The organism is Rhodococcus sp. D-46 (assembly GCF_011290655.1).
GTDB classification, from domain to species: Bacteria; Actinomycetota; Actinomycetes; order Mycobacteriales; family Mycobacteriaceae; genus Rhodococcus_F; species Rhodococcus_F qingshengii.
On sequence record NZ_JAANTF010000008.1, the window covers coordinates 308,771 to 326,681 of the forward strand.

The 17,911-nt window shown below is 62.7% G+C and carries 17 protein-coding genes and 1 pseudogene; 11 read left to right on the plus strand and 7 right to left on the minus strand.

Translation table 11 applies throughout. The annotated features are described in order from the left end of the window. Positions 1-20: 20 nt before the first annotated feature. Both G9U53_RS22360 and G9U53_RS22365 read right to left on the minus strand, forming a co-directional pair. A complete protein-coding gene (locus tag G9U53_RS22360) occupies positions 21-491 on the minus strand; it encodes a hypothetical protein (RefSeq protein WP_054826000.1) in 471 nt (156 codons plus the stop codon). A 45-nt stretch (positions 492-536) separates the two neighbouring features. Further along, entirely contained in the window at positions 537-767 is a 231-nt protein-coding gene (locus tag G9U53_RS22365) for a hypothetical protein (protein WP_003944349.1), read from the minus strand. A 61-nt stretch (positions 768-828) separates the two neighbouring features. On the opposite strand from G9U53_RS22365, the gene G9U53_RS22370 reads away from it, so the two are divergent. Then, positions 829-2,304: a PLP-dependent aminotransferase family protein gene (locus G9U53_RS22370; protein WP_019749471.1), complete on the plus strand. Its 1,476-nt coding sequence runs from the start codon at positions 829-831 to the stop codon at positions 2,302-2,304. A 47-nt stretch (positions 2,305-2,351) separates the two neighbouring features. Further along, positions 2,352-3,456 (plus strand): annotated as a pseudogene (locus tag G9U53_RS22375) (class I SAM-dependent methyltransferase). Between the two features lie 60 nt (positions 3,457-3,516). On the opposite strand, the gene G9U53_RS22380 reads toward G9U53_RS22375, so the two are convergent. The 3 genes from G9U53_RS22380 to G9U53_RS22390 form a co-directional block, all read right to left on the minus strand. Further along, the gene (locus G9U53_RS22380) at positions 3,517-4,617 is read right to left on the minus strand and encodes a CaiB/BaiF CoA-transferase family protein (protein WP_042924245.1); all 1,101 of its coding nucleotides are present in this window, start codon (positions 4,615-4,617) and stop codon (positions 3,517-3,519) included. 107 nt (positions 4,618-4,724) lie between these two features. Continuing rightward, complete coding sequence (locus tag G9U53_RS22385; protein WP_003944426.1) at positions 4,725-6,791, minus strand: ABC transporter ATP-binding protein; 2,067 nt, start codon at positions 6,789-6,791, stop codon at positions 4,725-4,727. Then, positions 6,788-8,521 (minus strand): ABC transporter ATP-binding protein, encoded by a 1,734-nt coding sequence (locus G9U53_RS22390; RefSeq protein WP_021333951.1) that lies wholly within the window; start codon positions 8,519-8,521, stop codon positions 6,788-6,790. The genes G9U53_RS22385 and G9U53_RS22390 overlap by 4 nt, the downstream gene beginning before the upstream one ends. 320 nt (positions 8,522-8,841) lie before the next feature. Here G9U53_RS22390 and G9U53_RS34005 point away from each other — a divergent pair, with 320 nt between their 5' ends. From G9U53_RS34005 to G9U53_RS22410, 6 genes are all read left to right on the plus strand, one after another. Continuing rightward, positions 8,842-8,964: a hypothetical protein gene (locus tag G9U53_RS34005; RefSeq protein WP_003944443.1), complete on the plus strand. Its 123-nt coding sequence runs from the start codon at positions 8,842-8,844 to the stop codon at positions 8,962-8,964. Positions 8,965-9,174: 210 nt separating this feature from the next. Next, positions 9,175-9,297: a hypothetical protein gene (locus G9U53_RS34010; protein WP_019749478.1), complete on the plus strand. Its 123-nt coding sequence runs from the start codon at positions 9,175-9,177 to the stop codon at positions 9,295-9,297. 362 nt (positions 9,298-9,659) lie between these two features. Then, complete coding sequence (locus G9U53_RS22395; RefSeq protein WP_007726811.1) at positions 9,660-9,806, plus strand: hypothetical protein; 147 nt, start codon at positions 9,660-9,662, stop codon at positions 9,804-9,806. Between the two features lie 240 nt (positions 9,807-10,046). Next, positions 10,047-11,552 (plus strand): GGDEF domain-containing protein, encoded by a 1,506-nt coding sequence (locus G9U53_RS22400; protein ID WP_207624490.1) that lies wholly within the window; start codon positions 10,047-10,049, stop codon positions 11,550-11,552. A 40-nt stretch (positions 11,553-11,592) separates the two neighbouring features. After that, the gene (purT, locus tag G9U53_RS22405) at positions 11,593-12,828 is read left to right on the plus strand and encodes a formate-dependent phosphoribosylglycinamide formyltransferase (RefSeq protein ID WP_165639210.1); all 1,236 of its coding nucleotides are present in this window, start codon (positions 11,593-11,595) and stop codon (positions 12,826-12,828) included. Beyond that, complete coding sequence (locus G9U53_RS22410; protein WP_042924222.1) at positions 12,825-13,307, plus strand: DUF456 domain-containing protein; 483 nt, start codon at positions 12,825-12,827, stop codon at positions 13,305-13,307. Before purT ends, G9U53_RS22410 begins: the two co-directional genes overlap by 4 nt. Here G9U53_RS22410 and G9U53_RS22415 read toward each other — a convergent pair. Both G9U53_RS22415 and G9U53_RS22420 read right to left on the minus strand, forming a co-directional pair. Beyond that, positions 13,211-14,050: an amidohydrolase family protein gene (locus G9U53_RS22415; RefSeq protein ID WP_223304639.1), complete on the minus strand. Its 840-nt coding sequence runs from the start codon at positions 14,048-14,050 to the stop codon at positions 13,211-13,213. The genes G9U53_RS22410 and G9U53_RS22415 overlap by 97 nt on opposite strands. A gap of 109 nt (positions 14,051-14,159) precedes the next feature. Beyond that, complete coding sequence (locus tag G9U53_RS22420) at positions 14,160-15,557, minus strand: FAD-dependent oxidoreductase (protein WP_003944405.1); 1,398 nt, start codon at positions 15,555-15,557, stop codon at positions 14,160-14,162. A 230-nt stretch (positions 15,558-15,787) separates the two neighbouring features. On the opposite strand from G9U53_RS22420, the gene G9U53_RS22425 reads away from it, so the two are divergent. The 3 genes from G9U53_RS22425 to G9U53_RS22435 are packed head-to-tail and all read left to right on the plus strand — an operon-like array spanning position 15,788 to position 17,908. Further along, positions 15,788-16,213 carry a hypothetical protein gene (locus G9U53_RS22425; protein ID WP_007726820.1) on the plus strand — a complete coding sequence of 142 codons (426 nt, stop codon included), beginning with the start codon at positions 15,788-15,790 and terminating at the stop codon, positions 16,211-16,213. Positions 16,214-16,259: 46 nt separating this feature from the next. Beyond that, the gene (locus G9U53_RS22430) at positions 16,260-16,688 is read left to right on the plus strand and encodes a rhodanese-like domain-containing protein (RefSeq protein WP_007726822.1); all 429 of its coding nucleotides are present in this window, start codon (positions 16,260-16,262) and stop codon (positions 16,686-16,688) included. After that, entirely contained in the window at positions 16,685-17,908 is a 1,224-nt protein-coding gene (locus G9U53_RS22435; RefSeq protein ID WP_172403504.1) for an O-succinylhomoserine sulfhydrylase, read from the plus strand. The genes G9U53_RS22430 and G9U53_RS22435 overlap by 4 nt, the downstream gene beginning before the upstream one ends. The last annotated feature ends 3 nt before the right edge of the window (positions 17,909-17,911 follow it).

A 17,911-nucleotide genomic window follows, 5' to 3' on the forward strand; every position in this document is an offset into this window, starting at 1 on the left:
ATGAGCGGGGATTTCGTGTTTCAAGCCAGCTTCGACAAGTGTGCGGTGACGGTCTTCCAGTCGGGAAACTTGGTGCTGCCGAACTTGATCCACTCACCCTCGAATCGATCTGCTCCGTTTGCTCCGCGGTCGTCGACGAGGTAGTCGCCTCGATTGAGGTGCTTGTGGTGCGAGAGGATCAGTCGTTTGTACGCGACGCTGCCTTCCTCCATTCCGAGGTGCTCTTGGACCCACAGAACCTTGTCGTGCCAGGCTGTGGCGTTCTTCCACGGCGCTGTCGAGAGGATGTAGGTGTCGAACTGTTGTGCCAGTTGGTGGTAGGCGTCGATAGCGCCGTCGAGAGGATCCATGCGAGAGAAGATGTGCGGCGCTTCGTCGAGGTCGTTCTTGTACTTCTCTCGGACGCTGTCGGTCAGGCGATCGATGCCCGACTGGAAGTTGACCAAGGTGTTGTCGAGATCGATATAGAGAATCTTTTTGGAAGCCGGCATGGGAACCCTCTCTGGAGACTTTCTGAGTGCGAAAAGAGTCCAGTTTTACGCAACTGGACTGAGATCAGTGAATTCTTCCCCCTGATCACAATCGCACGGGGGTCTGACAGCGTCGTTCTCGCGGTCTGAAGTCTTGTCGTGGAAGATGCCGCCGAGGGGTGCTGCCAGGCGAAACTGCTCCAACCGAATGTATGTACCTTCACCTTCGGCGGGCGCGAAGAAGTAGACGAGTGCCACGAAGAGTCCGATGCCGATCAGGGTTGCGAAGGTAGTCATGGACATATGATCAACTCGACTGGTATTGAGTTACATAGCCAAGTTGTCGATACTGGACTGCATGATGACTCGAGTTCTCGGTGCCCGTTCGCTTGCGCGCGATCTGGGATCCTGGCAGGAAGAGTCCGGACGCAGGCCCGCGTACCGTGCGCTCGCCGACGGTATCCGCCTGCTTGTGCACGACGGTCGCGTTCCGCTGGGGGTCGCACTGCCGAGTGAGCGTGAACTTGCGGCGGTACTCGAACTCAGTCGGACCACGATCACGTCGTCGTACTCGGTGCTGCGCGACGAGGGGTACCTGATCAGCAGGCAGGGTTCGCGAAGCACCGTGGCATTGCCTGCCGGCGCGCGGCCGAACGGGTTGATGTTCCGCTCCCATCAACCCGGGCCGAGTGGACCCGTCGTCGACCTCAGTTACGCGGCGATGGCAGCTCCCGCCGCTCAGGTCGAACTGGCGTATGCGTCTGCGCTGCAGGAACTTCCGAACTTCCTGCCCACGCACGGGATGGAACCGGTCGGGATCGCCGACTTGCGTGACGTGATCGCGCAGCGCTACACGGCGCGGGGTCTTCCCACCACCGCCGAACAGATCATGGTGACCTCGGGTGCGCAGCACGCGCTTCGATTGTTGCTGTCGGTGCTCACCTCACCCGGCGAGCGAGTGCTGGTCGATCATCCGACGTACCCCAATGCGCTGGAAGCGATTCGGCGAAACGGCGCTCGGCCCGTACCGGTTCCGGTCCGACCGGAGTTCGCAGCAGCCGGAGCCTGGGATCTCGACGGGATTCGTAGTGCAGCAAGGCAAACCGCTGCCAGAATGGCATACCTGATCCCCGACTTTCACAACCCGACCGGCCTCTGCATGGACTCTTCCGGCCGCGCCGAGCTTGCGAAGATTGCGCACGAAACGCGAATGACTCTGGTCGTCGACGAGACGATGGTGGATCTGTGGCTCGACGCACCACCGCCGGCGCCGGTCGCCTCACATGGGCGAGGCGCAGCGAAAACCGAAGTGGTGACGCTCGGTTCGACGGCGAAGTCGCTGTGGGGCGGGCTACGTGTCGGTTGGATTCGCGCCGATGCCGCGCTCATCACCCAGTTGGTGGGGGCGCGTGCCGCGGTCGACCTCGGTACTCCCGTCATGGATCAGTTGGCAGCCGCCTACTTGCTCGCCGACGACCGCTCGTTGCTCGAACAGCGTCGCGAAGTTCTGCGAGAACAGCGTGCGGTACTCCTCGGTGCGGTGGCCGAGCATCTGCCGGACTGGCGTCCCACCATCGGTTCCGGCGGAATGTCGGTCTGGATGCGAATGTCCGCGCCCGTCTCGACGGCGTTGGCGGCGGTGGCACCCAACTTCGGCGTACTCCTTGCCGCCGGCCCCCGTTTCGGCGTAGAAGGTGCGTTCGAACGATTCATCCGCGTGCCGTACGCACGTTCTCCCGAGGACCTCATTCGCGGCGTTGCGTCCATCGCCGCTGCGTACGACACTCTCGCGACGGATCGCGACACGGCAGACCAACGAATGGTCGTCGTCTGAGAACTGGGTACACACCCTGAAAGTGGTGTGAAACCAGGAGGTAGGGCATGACGGCGGTAGACGGTACAGGCGCAGCGGGAACCAGTGCGGCGGAAGCGCTCGCAGAACGATTGTTCGCGGCCACGCTCGGGGCATCGGAGCTGCAGGCCGTGTATCTGGGCGACCGGTTGGGCTGGTACCGCGCGCTGAGCGATCATGGCCCGCTCACGTCGACGGAGCTGGCGGACCGGACAGGGACCGTCGAAAGATATGCGCGGGAGTGGCTCGAGCAGCAGGCCGTCGCCGGTTATGTGGACGTCAATTCGGATGCCGATCGCCGGTACAGCCTGCCGCAGGCCCACGCCGATGTTCTGGTCGACGACGAGAACCTACTTTTCCTGGCGCCGCTGGCGAGGCTGTTCGTCGCGACGACGTCGTCGATGCCACGTCTACTCGACGCTTATCGTCACGGCGGGGGAGTCACGTGGGAATCGATGGGCCCCGATGCTCGCGAGGGTCAGGCGCTGCTGAACCGGCCGATGTATCTCCAGCAGCTCTGTCAGCAGTTTCTGCCGGTGGTCACCGACCTGCACGCCACACTTACGGACGGCGGGCAGGTCGCTGATCTCGGGATGGGGGAGGGCTGGTCGTCGATCGCGCTCGCCCTCGGATACCCGAAGATAGAAGTGCACGGCTTCGACGTCGACGCGGCGTCGGTGAACGCTGCCCGTCGTAACGCTCATGATCGGGGGGGTGGACGACCGCGTGCATTTCTCGTTGGTCGACGTCGCCGGACAGGCTCCTGAGGCCGGGCGAGCCGATGCCGGGACCTACGACGCCGTCTTCGCTTTCGAGTGCCTTCACGACGTTCCGGATCCGGTGGGTTTTCTGTCCACGGCTCGGGCGATTGCCCAGCCGGGCGCTCCGGTGATCGTGATGGACGAACGAACGGCGGATGAGTTCGATCCCGAGGCGGGTCCGATCGAGCAATTGCTGTACGGATTTTCGCTGACCTGCTGCTTACCGGACAGTCTTTCGCATCCGGGAAGCATTGCCACCGGGACGGTGATGAGGCACTCGACACTCGAAAGCTATGCCAAGGCGGCAGGTTTCGAGCGGGTGGACGTGCTGCCGATCGAGCACGAGATGTTCAGGTTCTACAGGTTGGGCTGACGCCCCGTGCGCCTTTTTGGTTGCAGTAACTACCAAAAAGGCGCACAGGGGCCGAAGGCCCTAGGTCCAGACCGTATCGATATCCGTCGCCTCACGCGCCGGCGCAGCAGGCGTCGTGGTGGGCGTGCGCGAGAAGCGCGGTGCGGGAGCATGCTGGGTGACGCCGTCCAGTTCGATGAGCGAACCGCGAGCCGCGATGTGTTCGTTGGACGGAGCCTCGGCGAAAGTCAGGACAGGGGAGACGCAGGCGTCGGTGCCGAGGAAGATCTTGGCCCACTCGTCGCGAGTCTTGGACAGGAACTTTTCGGTGAAGAGCTTCTTCATGTCGTCCCACTTGGACGTGTCCATCTGGTGAGGGAGCGTCGCGGGATCGAGTTCGAGGCCCTCGAGCAGCAATGCGTAGAACTGCGGTTCGATGGATCCGACGGCCATGTACTTGCCGTCGGAGGTCTCGTAGGTGTCGTAGAACGGAGCGCCGGTGTCGAGGAGATTGACGCCGCGCTCGTCGGACCAGACGCCGCGACCGCGGAATGCCCACATCATGTGGGAGAGCGCGAGGGTTCCGTCGACCATTGCCGCGTCGACGACCTGGCCCTTACCGGACGTCGAGCGCTCGACGAGAGCCGACAGAATGCCGAAGATCAGGAACATGGAACCGCCGCCGAAATCGCCGACCATGTTGAGCGGCGGCACGGGACGTTCACCCTTGCGTCCGATGGCGTTGAGGACACCGGTCAGTGAGATGTAGTTGATATCGTGACCGGCGGCGTTGGCGAGCGGTCCTTCCTGTCCCCAGCCCGTCATACGGGCGTAGACGAGGCGCGGATTGCGCTCCGAGACCACGTCGGGTCCGAGTCCCATGCGTTCCATGACGCCGGGGCGGAAACCCTCGATGAGGACGTCGGCGCGGCCCAGGAGATCGAGCACTTTCGCGACGTCGGCCGGGTCCTTCAGGTTGGCCTCGACGATGCGGCGGCCGCGCTTGATCTGGTCGGTTGCGTTCGAGTCCTGCGGAATCTGCCCTGCGCGCTGCACGATGACGATGTCGGCGCCCATGTCCGCCAACAGTGTCGCGGCGTGCGGGCCCGGTCCCAATCCAGCGAATTCCACGATCCGAATGCCCGCGAGCGGGCCCTTCTTCTCCACAGCTTCTGCAGACACACGCACTCCCAATTCAGACGGTGACAACACTTCTGACCCGACGGTAACGTGTCGAATCGATCAGGTGTGCTCCGGGGCACTGTGTCCACCGAGGGAGGCGCCGATCACTAGACGGCGGCACCCTCGAACTGAGCGTTGTAGAGACGGAAGTACGCGCCCGCCGCTGCGATGAGTTCGTCGTGTGTGCCCTGCTCGACGATCTTGCCCGCCTCCATCACGACGATCAGATCGGCGTTACGGATGGTCGAAAGCCGGTGCGCGATGATGAAGCTGGTCCGCCCGACGCGCAACGCGGACATTGCTTGCTGCACAAGCTGTTCCGTACGTGTGTCGACCGAGCTCGTCGCCTCGTCGAGAATCAGCAGCGACGGCTCCGACAGGAATGCACGAGCGATCGTGATGAGCTGCTTCTCGCCGGAGCTGATGTTCGACGCCTCCTCGTCCAGCACGGTGTCGTACCCGTCCGGGAGGGTGTGGATGAAGCGGTCGACGAAGGCAGCGCGTGCGGCTTCGTGAATCTCGTATTCGCTGGCGTCGAGTCGGCCGTATGCGATGTTGTCGCGGATCGTGCCGCCGAAGAGCCAGGTGTCCTGCAGAACCATGCCGACGTGCTTGCGCAAGTCGGAGCGGCGCATCTGCGAGATGTCGACGTCGTCGAGAGTGATTCGGCCGGAGTCGACTTCGTAGAAGCGCATGAGCAGGTTGACCAAGGTGGTCTTGCCGGCACCGGTGGGCCCGACGATGGCGACCATCTGCCCGGGCCGGGCCGTGAGGTACACGTTCTCGATCAACGGCTTGTCCGGCTCGTACCGGAACGAGACGTTCTCGAACTCGATGTGACCGACGTTGCGATGACGTCCGGCGGGCTCGGGGAGGAGCGGCACGTCGATGTCGGGCGACTGCTCGGGTTCGTCGAGAAGCTCGAAGACCCGCTCCGCCGACGCGGCTCCGGACTGCAGGCTGGTCGACATGGACGCGATCTGCGTCAGTGGCTGGCTGAACTGGCGCGAATAGACGATGAAGGCCTGAACGTCACCGAGTGACATGTTGCCGCTGGCGACCTTGAGAGCGCCGACCACAGCGAGCAGCACGTAGGTGATGTTTCCGACGAAGTTCATGACCGGCATGATCAGGCTGGAGAGGAACTGTGCGCCGAAGGACGCGTCGAGGAGCTTCTTGTTCTGCTCGGCGAATTCACGCTCGGCTTCGGCCTGATGCCCGTACACGCGTACCAGGTCGCGACCGCTGTAGTTCTCCTCGATCTGCGCGTTGATCTTGCCCGTCTCGGTCCACTGAGCCTTGTACAACACCTGTGCTCGCTTGGCGACCCTGGCAACGAGGAGCACCGATACCGGCACCGCGATCAGTGCGATCAGGGCGAGCATCGGAGAGATGACGAACATCATCGTCAGGACGCCGAGGACGGTGAGCACCGACGTCAGGAGCGAGGTCAACGTCGACGACAGCGTCGACGAGATGTTGTCGATGTCGTTGGTGACGCGGCTGAGGATCTCGCCGCGCGGTGTCTTGTCGAAATACGGAAGGGGGAGACGGTGAAGCTTCGCCTCCACCGAGGCACGCAGGTTGTAGATGGTCTTCTGGACGATGATGTTGAGGAGGAATGCTTCCAACCAGGCAAGCAGCGACGAGAGCAAGTACACGCCGATCGCGAGCATGACGACTTTGCCGATGGCGTCGAAGTTCAGACCCACACCGGGAACGACGTCGGTCGAGTTGGCGACAAGATCGGCGAACGTCGAATTCCCTGATGCCCGGATGGCGTCTGCGGCCTGCTCGCGGGTCAGTCCGGCGGGCAGGCTCTTGCCGATGAACCCGGCGAAGATGAGGTCTGTCGCGTGACCGAGGATTTTCGGCACTGCGACCGACAGCGCGATGCTGGCGATCGTCGCAACGACGACACAGAAGACTGCAAACTTGTGCGGCTGCAGAAGCGAGAGAAGCCGCTTCATCGTCGCCTTGAAGTGGCGAGGTTTGGTGTCCGTCGCGGTCAGCGCGGGCTTCGGCTCTTTGTCGGGGGTCTCGGGGTTACTCGACTTCGCATCCCCGTCCGCGGATTCAGGTTCGCTCGGGATCTTGGCGAACACCACCGTCGGGGCATCGTCGAAGTACTGGCTGTTGGGGCCGCCCCATGTCGGGTCCTGCGGGCTGGTCATGCGCTCATCTCCGCGGGAATCTGGGAAGCCACGATCTCTTGGTACGTCGGACAGTTGGCCAGAAGGAACTGATGGTCGCCGAGGCCGACCGGCGCACCGTCTTCGAGGACCATGATCTGGTCGGCATCGATGATCGACGCGACGCGCTGAGCCACGATGATGACCGTCGAATGAGTCGAAACCGTCCGGAGTTCGCGTCGGACCGCGGCGTCCGTATGCATGTCGAGAGCGGAGAACGAATCGTCGAAGACGAAGATCCGGGGTCTGCGGACCACCGCTCTGGCGATGGCGAGACGTTGTTTCTGTCCGCCCGAGAGATTGCCGCCGCCCTGCGCGATCGGTGACTCGAGACCGTCGGAGAGTTCCCGGACGAAGTCGTCTGCCTGGGCGATGGTGAGGGCTGCCCAGATGTCGTCGTCGGTGGCGGTCGGGTTTCCGTAGCGGATATTGCTCGCGATCGTGCCGGCGAACAGATAGGCCTTCTGGGGCACGTATCCGAAGTTGGCGAAGAGTTCGTCCTGATCCCAGCCACGGACGTCCAAGCCGTCGACCAGGACGGCGCCGGCTGTGACGTCGAAGAGCCGGGGGATGAGTGAGACGAGGGTCGATTTGCCACTGCCCGTACTGCCCACGATCGCGGTGACCGTGCCTGGCATGCATCGCATCGAAACATTCGACAGAACCGGCGTTTCTGCTCCCGGATACGTGAATCCGGCTCCACCGAACTCGACCACGCCGTATGGGCTGGTCGGGCGAAGGGGCTGGGCCGGCGCGGGCACGGTCGGCTCGGTGTCGAGTACTTCGGTGATGCGGTCGGCGCACACGGCTGCGCGGGGGATCACGACGGCCAACATGGTCGCCATGACCACCGACATCAGGATCTGCATGACGTAGGCGAGGAAGGCGCTGATCTGTCCGATCTGCATGTCTCCGGTGTCGACCAGATGCGCGCCGAACCACAGGACCGCCACGCTCGACAGGTTGGCGATCAACATGACGGTGGGCAGCAGAACCGCCTGGTACCGGCCGATGAGGAGCGAAGTGTCGGTCAGTTCCTTGTTGGCCTTGTCGAAGCGGATCGTTTCGTCGGGTTCGCGAACGAAGGCGCGAATGACACGCATACCGGTGAGCTGTTCGCGCAGTGATCGATTGATGTTGTCGATCCGCGTCTGCATCGTCCGGAAATGTGGGATCAGCTTGGCCACCACGACCGAGACGGTGATGCCGAGCAGTGGTACCGAAATCGTCAGGAGCCAGGACATCTGCAGGTTCTCGCGCAGAGCCATGATGATGCCGCCGATGCACATAAGTGGGGCGCTGACGAGCATCGAGGACGTCAGCATGACCAGGGCCTGGATCTGCAGGACGTCGTTGGTGTTGCGTGTGATCAGCGTCGGCGCACCGAAACTGTTGAATTCGCGATCCGAGAAACTGCCGACTGCCTTGTAAAAGGCGCCTCGAACGTCGTGGCCGAAGCCCATCGACGATTTTGCAGCCAGATAGGTCGATGCGACCGACGCGATGATCGACGCAAGCGAGACCAGGAGCATGATCCCGCCGGTGGACATGATGAATCCGGTGTCGCCTCGGGCGACGCCGTCGTCGATGATCCGCGCGTTGAGTGTGGGGAGGACCAACGACGCGATGGCCCCGAAGAGTTGCAGTGCGAGGACCCCGGCAAGCAACCAGCGGTACGGCGGCAGGTACGTCTTGAGGAGTTTTGCTAGCACGACGGTTCCCGGTGAGTTGCCTCGGTTGCCACTCGTTCGCGATTGATCACACGCACACGGTATGACAGATCGCGGTCGAGGTTGGCACCGACTCTGACGATTGCATCCTTTTGTCCTAATTGACTGTGATCTCGAACACACTCGAATTCGAGATTGGATTCAGGTCACAGCACCTGAACTGCAGGTTTACATATTCATCCAATGTGTCACGTTTTCGATTGGACAGAAACAAACTGGACGTACGTATTTAGCTTGGCTACAAAGACGTGCAGCGAACAAAACGTGCGCCGCGTCATAGATATTCATGCAAGGAGTCACATATGGGATCCCTCGGAAACCTCCTCAAGGCCAACGGTATGGGCTGGGGCATTCTCCAGCTTCTGCCCCTGGTCAACATGCTCAAAACCCTTCAGGGGCTGGACACCGCGAGCTCGAACTCCTGACGTTCGACCTCGAGAAATCTTCCGAAACAACACAGGAGTAGTCGCATGACCTCGATTCAGAATCTCGACGCCTTCCTCAAGAGCGTTCTTGCATTCGTGACCAAGTTGAACGCGGGATCGGCAGACGGCTCGGGTTCGGCCGGTTCGGCCGCCGAGTAGTTCTCGGTCCTCACTTCATCTCAACTGCATTCCGACAAAAGGAGGCCCGACATGGGTTCATTCGAAGACTTCAGCGGCGTCGTCAAGACGTTCATTCCGGTGCTCAAGGACCTGTTCACGGCACTCGGTGGTGGCTCTCTCACCCCTGGGACGGGATCGGCGGCCGATAAGTAAGTCCAGTTTGTCCGAAAGTGTGGCTCGCAGTTGTCTGCGGGTCACACTTTTCGGCATTTCGGTGTGAGCTAAATCACATTATGTGACATTCTAGAGGGTGAATTTGCGCTTTGAACTGCAATTATCCGTAAAGGTGTGACCGAAAGTCCGCATTGATAGCTATTAGGTAGCTAGACAAGTGTGGAAAGCCGGTCTATAAATGCAGGCAGCGCCAAGTAAGTGCGCTACATCACAGCTCGGGATGTTGTTCGGGGGGCGGTTCAGCCATCCGTGCGGCAGAAGTTCCCGAACCATCTCGGCCACCGCCTGCGGCCGGAATGGCGCTGGAACATCACACCACCTCACATACAGGAGAACCTCCTATGTTCGGATCACTCAGCACCCTCGGACCCCTGCTCACCGCGCTCGGAGCTTTCCTCAAGTCCGTTCCCACCGAATCGCTGTCCGGCAAGGGCGAGGGCTCGTCCACCGGTTCACTCTCGGGTCTGTCCAGCGGATCCGCCGAGTAGTCATCCCTTCCGGCAGGTCCATTCGGCTCTGCCGATCGGATTGCATGCAGGTGCCCTCTGTCCACTGTCGTGGCCGGAGGGCACTCGCGTTTGCGGAGATGGTCGCAGCTGCCGTTTTGGCATGTGAACACAGAACTGCGAGTGGCAGCACCTGCGTACGATGGTTCGACGACATCGGCATACGGTCACCGCGACGTCCGGTGCTCCCGAATTCAGAGGTAGCCGACCGCGAGGTGACGCATGGTAGGGACGAGTCGCTTTCTGTGCCTTCTCCTAGTGCTGGCCGTCGTACTTGCGGCATCGTTGATCGGCATCCTCACGCGCCCACCAGGTTTGCTCGCGACATTCTGGTGCGCCAACGCCATTCTGCTGGGAATGATGGTCAGATGGCCGGTCCTGATCGAATGGCGGACGTGGATCGCCGCGGCCGTCGGATACGTCTGCGCTGACCTGATTACGGGCAACTCGCTGTCGCTTGCCCTGCAGCTGAACGGGGCCAACCTCGCCGGAGTGACGCTCGGTGTTCTCGTTCTGTACTACTTGAAGCGCACACCGTTCCGATTGGTCGATTCGCAGTCGCTGGTATGGATGGTCTTCGTCTCGTTCGTCGCGGCGACTGGTACCGCGGCCACGGCCGGCGCCTTGGACCGGCTCCTACGCGGTCTGTCCTTTGCCGACACGTTTTTCCACTGGGGTGCCACCGAGGTCATGGCGTACCTGCTGGTCCTTCCTCTCATTCTCACTCTCACCATCCCGTCGAGCCTTGCCGAGTTCCGCAGGAAACTGACCGCCAGAACTGTCGCCGCTCTGAGCGTTCCGCTACTCGCCACTGCAGCCTGCGTGCCGATCGCCCTCAGTATCGAAGGGCCGATTGCGCTGGTCTTGCCGATTCCAGCTCTCCTCTGGTGTGCCACTCGCATCTCGGTTCCGAGCACTGCCTTCGTTTCAGTGGTCTGGTCGGTGTGGTCACTCATGATGGCGGGTAGCGGTCGACTCGACATCGGAGATCAAGCCGCCTCGACGTGGAACGAGGACGTCATCACATCCATAGCGGTCACGCTGATCGCGTTGGGGCCGATAGCGGTTGCCTGTGCGACCGAGGAACGCCGTGCTGCCGAGCGTGAGCTCTTCCTTGCCGTCGAATTCGACCATCTGACCGGGGTCCTCTCGCGCGGTGCGTTCCTCGGCCACGCGGAAGCGGAACTTGCCGACGCGGCTCGCACACAATCTCCGGTCGGCCTGCTGATGCTCGACCTGGACCACTTCAAGAGCATCAACGACACGCATGGACATATGACCGGTGACAGCGTTCTCGCGAACTTCGCCGAGCGGGCCGCTGACCGATTGTCGGACGGCGATCTGATCGGAAGGCTCGGCGGCGAGGAGTTCGCCGTTCTGCTTCCGGACTGCAGCTACGCGCGAGCAATCGATGTCGCCGAGGCGGTCCGCGGCGCGCAAGTCGAGTACTCGGCCGAATCAGATGTGACGAGCACCGTCAGCGTCGGCGTCGCGTGGGTCGATCATGCGACGCCGGCGCTGTCGACCCTTATGAGCGTCGCAGACGAGGCTCTGTACGACGCCAAGCGTGCTGGGCGCAACCTCGTGAAAGTGCACCGCGTCGGCAACGACACCGTGCCGCAACGGAATTCCGAGCCGGACACTGCCACCCGCACCTATCGCAAACCTGCGCTACCCCGAACGATCCGGCGAGGATTTGGCCGCGAAGGTGTGGTGGACGGCCGATAACCGCGCTGACCTGCATCGGGATTGGCATATAGTCGCACCCATGCAGCTTGATTCGACGCCTTCGCCCCTGCCGACGCTTCCGCTCCGATTCGGAACCCCACTGACCGAGAACTCCATCCGCGTGATGATGTTGGGATCAGGCGAGTTGGGTAAGGAAGTTGTCATCGCGCTGCAGCGTCTGGGGATCGAAGTGATTGCGGTGGATCGGTATCCCGATGCCCCTGGGCACCAGGTGGCTCATCGTGCTCATACCGTCGACATGACCGATCCGGAAGCACTGCTTGCCGTCATCGAGTTGGAAAAGCCTCACTTCGTGGTTCCCGAGATCGAGGCCATCGCGACGGATGCGCTTGCACTCGTCGAAGAACGCGGGGGTGCGGTGGTCATTCCGACCGCCCGAGCCACCCAGCTCACGATGAACCGTGAGGGAATCCGTCGGCTCGCGGCCGAGGAGTTGGGCCTGCCCACTTCGCCGTACGCTTTCGCGGACTCGCTTGCCGAAGTGCAGGCAGCGACAGACCGAATCGGTTTCCCGTGCGTCATCAAGCCAGTCATGTCCTCGTCGGGGAAGGGACAGTCGACGGTTCGATCCGCCGAAGATCTCGACGCCGCATGGGATTACGCGATGGCCGGAGGTCGTGTGAATCACGGCCGGGTGATCGTCGAAGGCTTTGTCGATTTCGATTACGAGATAACGCAATTGACAGTTCGAGCCGTCGGTGAGAGCGGTCAGGTCGAGACGTCGTTCTGCGAACCGATCGGGCACCTGCAGGAGGCCGGAGACTACATCGAATCGTGGCAGCCGCAGCAGATGTCCGCGGTTGCCCTCGCCTCGGCCCGAGACGTCGCCGAGAAGGTGACCACGGCTCTGGGCGGGCGAGGCATCTTCGGCGTCGAGCTATTCGTGAAGGGCGACGACGTCTTCTTCTCCGAAGTGAGCCCACGGCCGCACGACACCGGATTGGTGACTCTGCGGACGCAGCGACTTTCGGAGTTCGAACTGCATGCCCGCGCGATCCTGGGCTTGCCGGTCGACACGACGCTCATGTCTCCGGGAGCATCGGCAGTGATCTACGGCGGAGTGGAGGCAAAGGGGATCGGATTCGACGGCGTCGCCGAGGCGCTCGCGGTTCCCGAGACGGACCTGCGGCTCTTCGGCAAGCCGGAGAGCTTCACGCGTCGTCGCATGGGTGTTGCAGTGTCGACGGCCGCCGATGTGCCTACTGCACGCGACCGTGCTCGCGAGGCTGCGTCGAAGGTGCGTCCCGTCGGATGAGTCCAGCGGCCGAGGTCCTCGTCGGGCTGGTCATCCTGGTCGGTCTGATCGGTGTCGTCGTTCCGATTCTCCCGGGGACGCTTCTCGTTTTCGGTGCAATTCTGGTGTGGGCGATCATGACCGGTGGTGCCACGGCGTGGACGGTGTTCGCGCTGTCCGCGCTGGCACTGGTGGTCACCGGGATCGTGAAGTACACGTGGCCGGGCAAGCGGATGAAGTCCGGGGGAGTGCCCAACCTGTCGGTTGTGGTCGGCGGCGTCGTCGGCATCATCGGGTTCTTCGTGATTCCGGTCGTGGGGTTGTTCCTCGGATTCATCGTTGGAACGTATTTCGCGGAACTAGCGCGGCTGCGCCGTTACGACATCGCTTGGTCGTCGACGCTTCACGCGGTGAAGGCAGTCGGATTGTCCATGCTGGTGGAACTGTTCGGAGCGCTGATCGCGGCGGGGCTGTGGCTGGGAGCCGTTGCGTTCACCTGAGCGCAGCGGTACCAGGAGCGGGCGTTGTCGCACATGACCGCGGGCAGGTCGTCGCCGACAGCGTCGGCGATCACGTCCAGGTCGTGGACCTCGAACGCTCGACGTGCCCGTGTACCGGGTAGATCGGTGCCGAACATCAGCGCAGCGGGATTGACCGCGTGGATCTGGCGCAGCACATCGCTGACGTCGGAGATGGTGGTGCGGCCGAACCCGGTGGCTTTGACGCGCACTCCGCGGTCGACGAGGTTGAGGAGATACGGCAGTCCGCGGGTGGACATTCCCAAATGGTCGATGCTCACCGCGGGCAATTTGGCGAAGACCGGTTCCAACGACAGCAACAGCGTGGCATCGACGTAGAACTCGGCGTGCCAACCGACCAGATCGAATGCGCGGTTGGCAAGATCGGCAAGCAGACGCAGGTCGGTGGCGCCGCGGCGCAGGTTGAACCGGACGGCACGTACTCCCAGTGCGTCCAGAGCAACGATGTCTTCATCCGTCGCATCGAGCGGCAAAGCAGTGACGCCCACCCAGCCTTCGCCAAGTTCGGACAAGGCAGCTTTCAGGTATTCCTGGTCATTGCCCTGGTACGACGCGGTCACCACCGCGCCGCCGTCAACGCTGAGGCCCTTCAGCGAGGCAATCCGGGCCCGGTAATCGGCCACGGTGAAGGGCTCAGGCAGGTACCCGTGATTCTCGACCAGCGGGAAGCGCGGGTCGATGATATGCACATGGGCGTCAAACACGGGGTCTATTTTGCCCTGTTGCCCTGGGTCCCTGCACACACCACCGGCCCGATGTGACCTGGGTCGCGTCGGGCCGGTGGAGGGCTTCTGTTCAGTTACTTCCGCGCACTCAGTTCGCGCGGTCGGGCTCGGATGCCTTCAGCATGTCGTGACGCTCGACGACCTTGATGCGCTCACGGCCCTCCGGCTCGCCCAGGCTGCGCTCGTGCGCGTCGAGGCGGTACCAGCCCTGCCAGGTCGTGTACGGAACCTGCTTGCCTTCGAGGAACTCGATGACGGCGTTCTCGTCGGGGTTCGCGGCGCCCGCGAAGTCGACGGAGTCCTCGAGAAGATTCGCGACGGTTTCGTTGGCGTCACCCTTGGTGTGGCCGATGAGGCCGACGGGGCCGCGCTTGATCCAGCCGGTGACGTAGGTGGCCGGCATGAACCGGGCTGCGCCCTCGGCGTTGTCGTCGGCGACGACGCGTCCGGCGTCGTTGGGGACGGTGCCGGCCTGGTCGTCGAACGGCAACTGCGTGATGTTCTGCGAGAGGTAACCGACGGCGCGGTACACGGCCTGGACATCCCAGTCCTTGTACGTGCCGGTGCCCTTGACGTTGCCGGTGCCGTCGAGCTGAGTGCGCTCGGTGCGCAGGCCGACGACCTTGCCGTCTTCACCGAGGATCTCCGTGGGAGATTCGAAGAAGTGCAGGAACAGCTTGTGAGGACGGGCTCCGACGTCGCGAATTGCCCAGTCCTGCAGCGTATTCGCAACCATGTCGACCTGCTTGGAGTTGCGGCGAGCCTGCTCGGAACCCTCGTCGTAGTCGATGTCCTCGGGGTCGACGATGACCTCGATGGTCGGCGAGTGGTCGAGTTCGCGCAGTTCGAGAGGGGTGAACTTGGCCTGGGCCGGGCCGCGGCGTCCGAAGACGTGAACCTCGACGGCCTTGTTGTTCTTGAGGCCCTCGTAGACGTTGGCGGGGATCTCGGTCGGCAGCAGTTCGTCGCCGGTCTTGGCGAGAACGCGGGCGATGTCGAGGGCAACGTTGCCGACGCCGAGGACGGCGACCTTCTCGGCTTCGAGCGGCCACGTACGCGGTACGTCGGGGTGGCCGTCGTACCAGGAGACGAAGTCGGCCGCGCCGTAGCTGCCGTCGAGTTCGATGCCCGGGATGCCGAGCGCACGGTCGGCGTTGGCGCCGGTGGAGAAGATGACCGCGTCGTAGAACGACTGCAGGTCGTCGAGGGTGATGTCGGTGCCGTAGTCGATGTTGCCGAGCAGGCGTACCTGAGGCTTGTCGAGCACCTTGTGCAGGGCGGTGATGATGCCCTTGATGCGCGGATGATCAGGCGCGACGCCGTAACGAATCAGGCCGAAGGGCGCGGGCATGCGCTCGAAGAGGTCGATGCTGACGCCGCGGCCGGAAACTGCGGTGTCGGATTTCATGAGGGCGTCGGCGGCGTAGATGCCGGCGGGGCCGGCGCCGACGATCGCGACCCGGAGTGGGCGGTTGGAGTCAGTCATCGTGAGGACAGCTACCTTCTTCGAAGTTCGGACAACATATCGACAAGTATCCAATTTAGCCGAACCTAAGCACAGTGCCTCGGTTGCGGCCGAACGGATCCACACTCTCACTCGATCGGTTGTGGGTAAACCTATTCTTTCCTCCCATTCTCCTGTTGTCTCGGGTATCCGGGGTAGGGGCCTGATCCTTGACGGGCCACAATTTCAAGTTGTGGGGGACTATTGGCGTTATGAGTGACGAGCTGCGCGAATCCGACAACATCGATGGCAAGAAGGCGTCTGCGGGGCCGTTCCTCTTGGCTGTCGCCATCGTCGCCTTGATCCTGGGTGGAATCTTCGTCGCATCGTGGATCTCGCCGGCCGAGGAGAACGTCACCGAGTCGGACCGCGTGAGCCGCTCCGTCACCGACTACGTCGATGCCGAGAATCGGAATGACGCGGAGACGATCAAGACCCTGACCTGCGCGAGCTTCAATTCGAGCAACGGTCCTATGGCCGGCGTCGACGGGACGGTCGAGCTGAAGGGTGTGGACGGGGTCGCGGTCAACGGCGATCGCGCCCGGGCCGACGTGACGATCACCGGTGGCGGAGCGGGCGAGCGAGTCTCGACCTGGGCCCTGACCCGTGACGGCAACCGTTGGGTCGTCTGCAACTGACGGCCCGCTCAGGCGCTCACGGCAGTCTTGTGAAAACATGGACTACGTGAGTTACGCAGGCGATCTGACGCCGGAGCAAGCCTGGGAGCTGCTCCGCGAAAACCCCGACGCCGTGCTGGTCGACGTGCGGACCGATGCGGAGTGGAAGTACGTCGGTGTCCCCGATGTGTCCTCCCTCGGCAAGCAGGCTGCACTGATCGAATGGGTGAGCCACCCGACCGGCGCGCGCAATGACAACTTCGTCGACCAGTTGAAGGAAGCCGGCATCACTGCTGATTCCTCCGGGTCGGAGCGTCCGGTGATTTTCCTGTGTCGATCCGGACAACGTTCCATCGGTGCGGCGGAAGCTGCGACTGCGGCGGGCATCGGCCCGTCGTACAACGTGCTCGACGGGTTCGAAGGCGCATTGGGTGCCGACGGACATCGCGGACTTGTAGGTTGGCGGGCCATCGGCTTGCCATGGAGGCAGCAGTGAGCGGAATTCCCCAGGGTGGCGCATTTCAACGAGCGCTGCCGGACGACGTCGGTCTCGGCACCCTCGGTGTTCGCGGCGGACTGATGCGTACCGGGTTCGAGGAGACTTCCGAAGCGCTGTTCCTCAACTCCGGATTCGTCTACGAGAGTGCAGAAGCCGCCGAACAAGCCTTCACCGGCGAGGTGGATCATTTTGTCTACTCCCGCTACGGCAACCCGACCGTCAAGATGTTCGAAGAGCGTCTGCGTCTCATCGAAGGTGCAGAAGCCTGCTTTGCGACTGCCAGCGGAATGTCGGCAGTCTTCACGGCGTTGGGCGCACTGTTGGCCAACGGCGACCGATTGGTGGCTGCGCGCAGTCTCTTCGGATCCTGCTTCGTGGTGTGCAACGAGATTCTTCCGCGCTGGGGAGTCGAGGTCGTCTTCGTCGACGGTGAGGACAACGCGCAGTGGGAAGAGGCGCTGTCCGTGCCTACCACGGCAGTGTTCTTCGAGACGCCGTCCAACCCGATGCAATCTCTCGTCGACGTTCGACGGGTGTCGGAGCTTGCTCATGCAGCCGGTGCAAAGGTAGTGCTGGACAACGTCTTCGCGACGCCGCTTCTGCAGCGCAGCCTCGATCTGGGGGCCGACGTCGTGGTGTACTCCGGCACCAAGCACATCGACGGTCAGGGGCGCGTGCTTGGTGGCGCGATTCTCGGTACCGAGGAATACATCAGCGGTCCCGTTCGAGAACTGATGCGGCACACCGGTCCTGCGCTCAGCCCGTTCAATGCGTGGACTCTGCTCAAGGGCCTGGAGACGATGCCGGTTCGTATTCGGCACTCCGTGGCTTCGGCACTCGAGATCGCCGAATTCCTCGAAGGACACTCCGGCGTCAAGTGGGTCAAGTATCCGTACCTGACGTCGCATCCGCAGCACGAGCTCGCGAAGTCTCAGATGAGCGGTGGCGGAACGGTTGTCACGTTCGAGCTCGATGCGCCTGACGGAGAGGGCAAGAAGCGGGCGTTCGAGGTTCTCAACGGCCTGCGCGTCATCGACATCTCCAACAACTTGGGAGATTCCAAGTCGTTGATCACTCACCCCGCCACGACAACGCACCGGGCCATGGGGCCGGAAGGCCGTGCAGCAGTGGGTCTTACAGACGGCGTTGTCCGTCTGTCCGTCGGGCTCGAAGACACGGCTGATCTGTTGGCTGATCTGAAGCGAGCACTCGGCTGAATC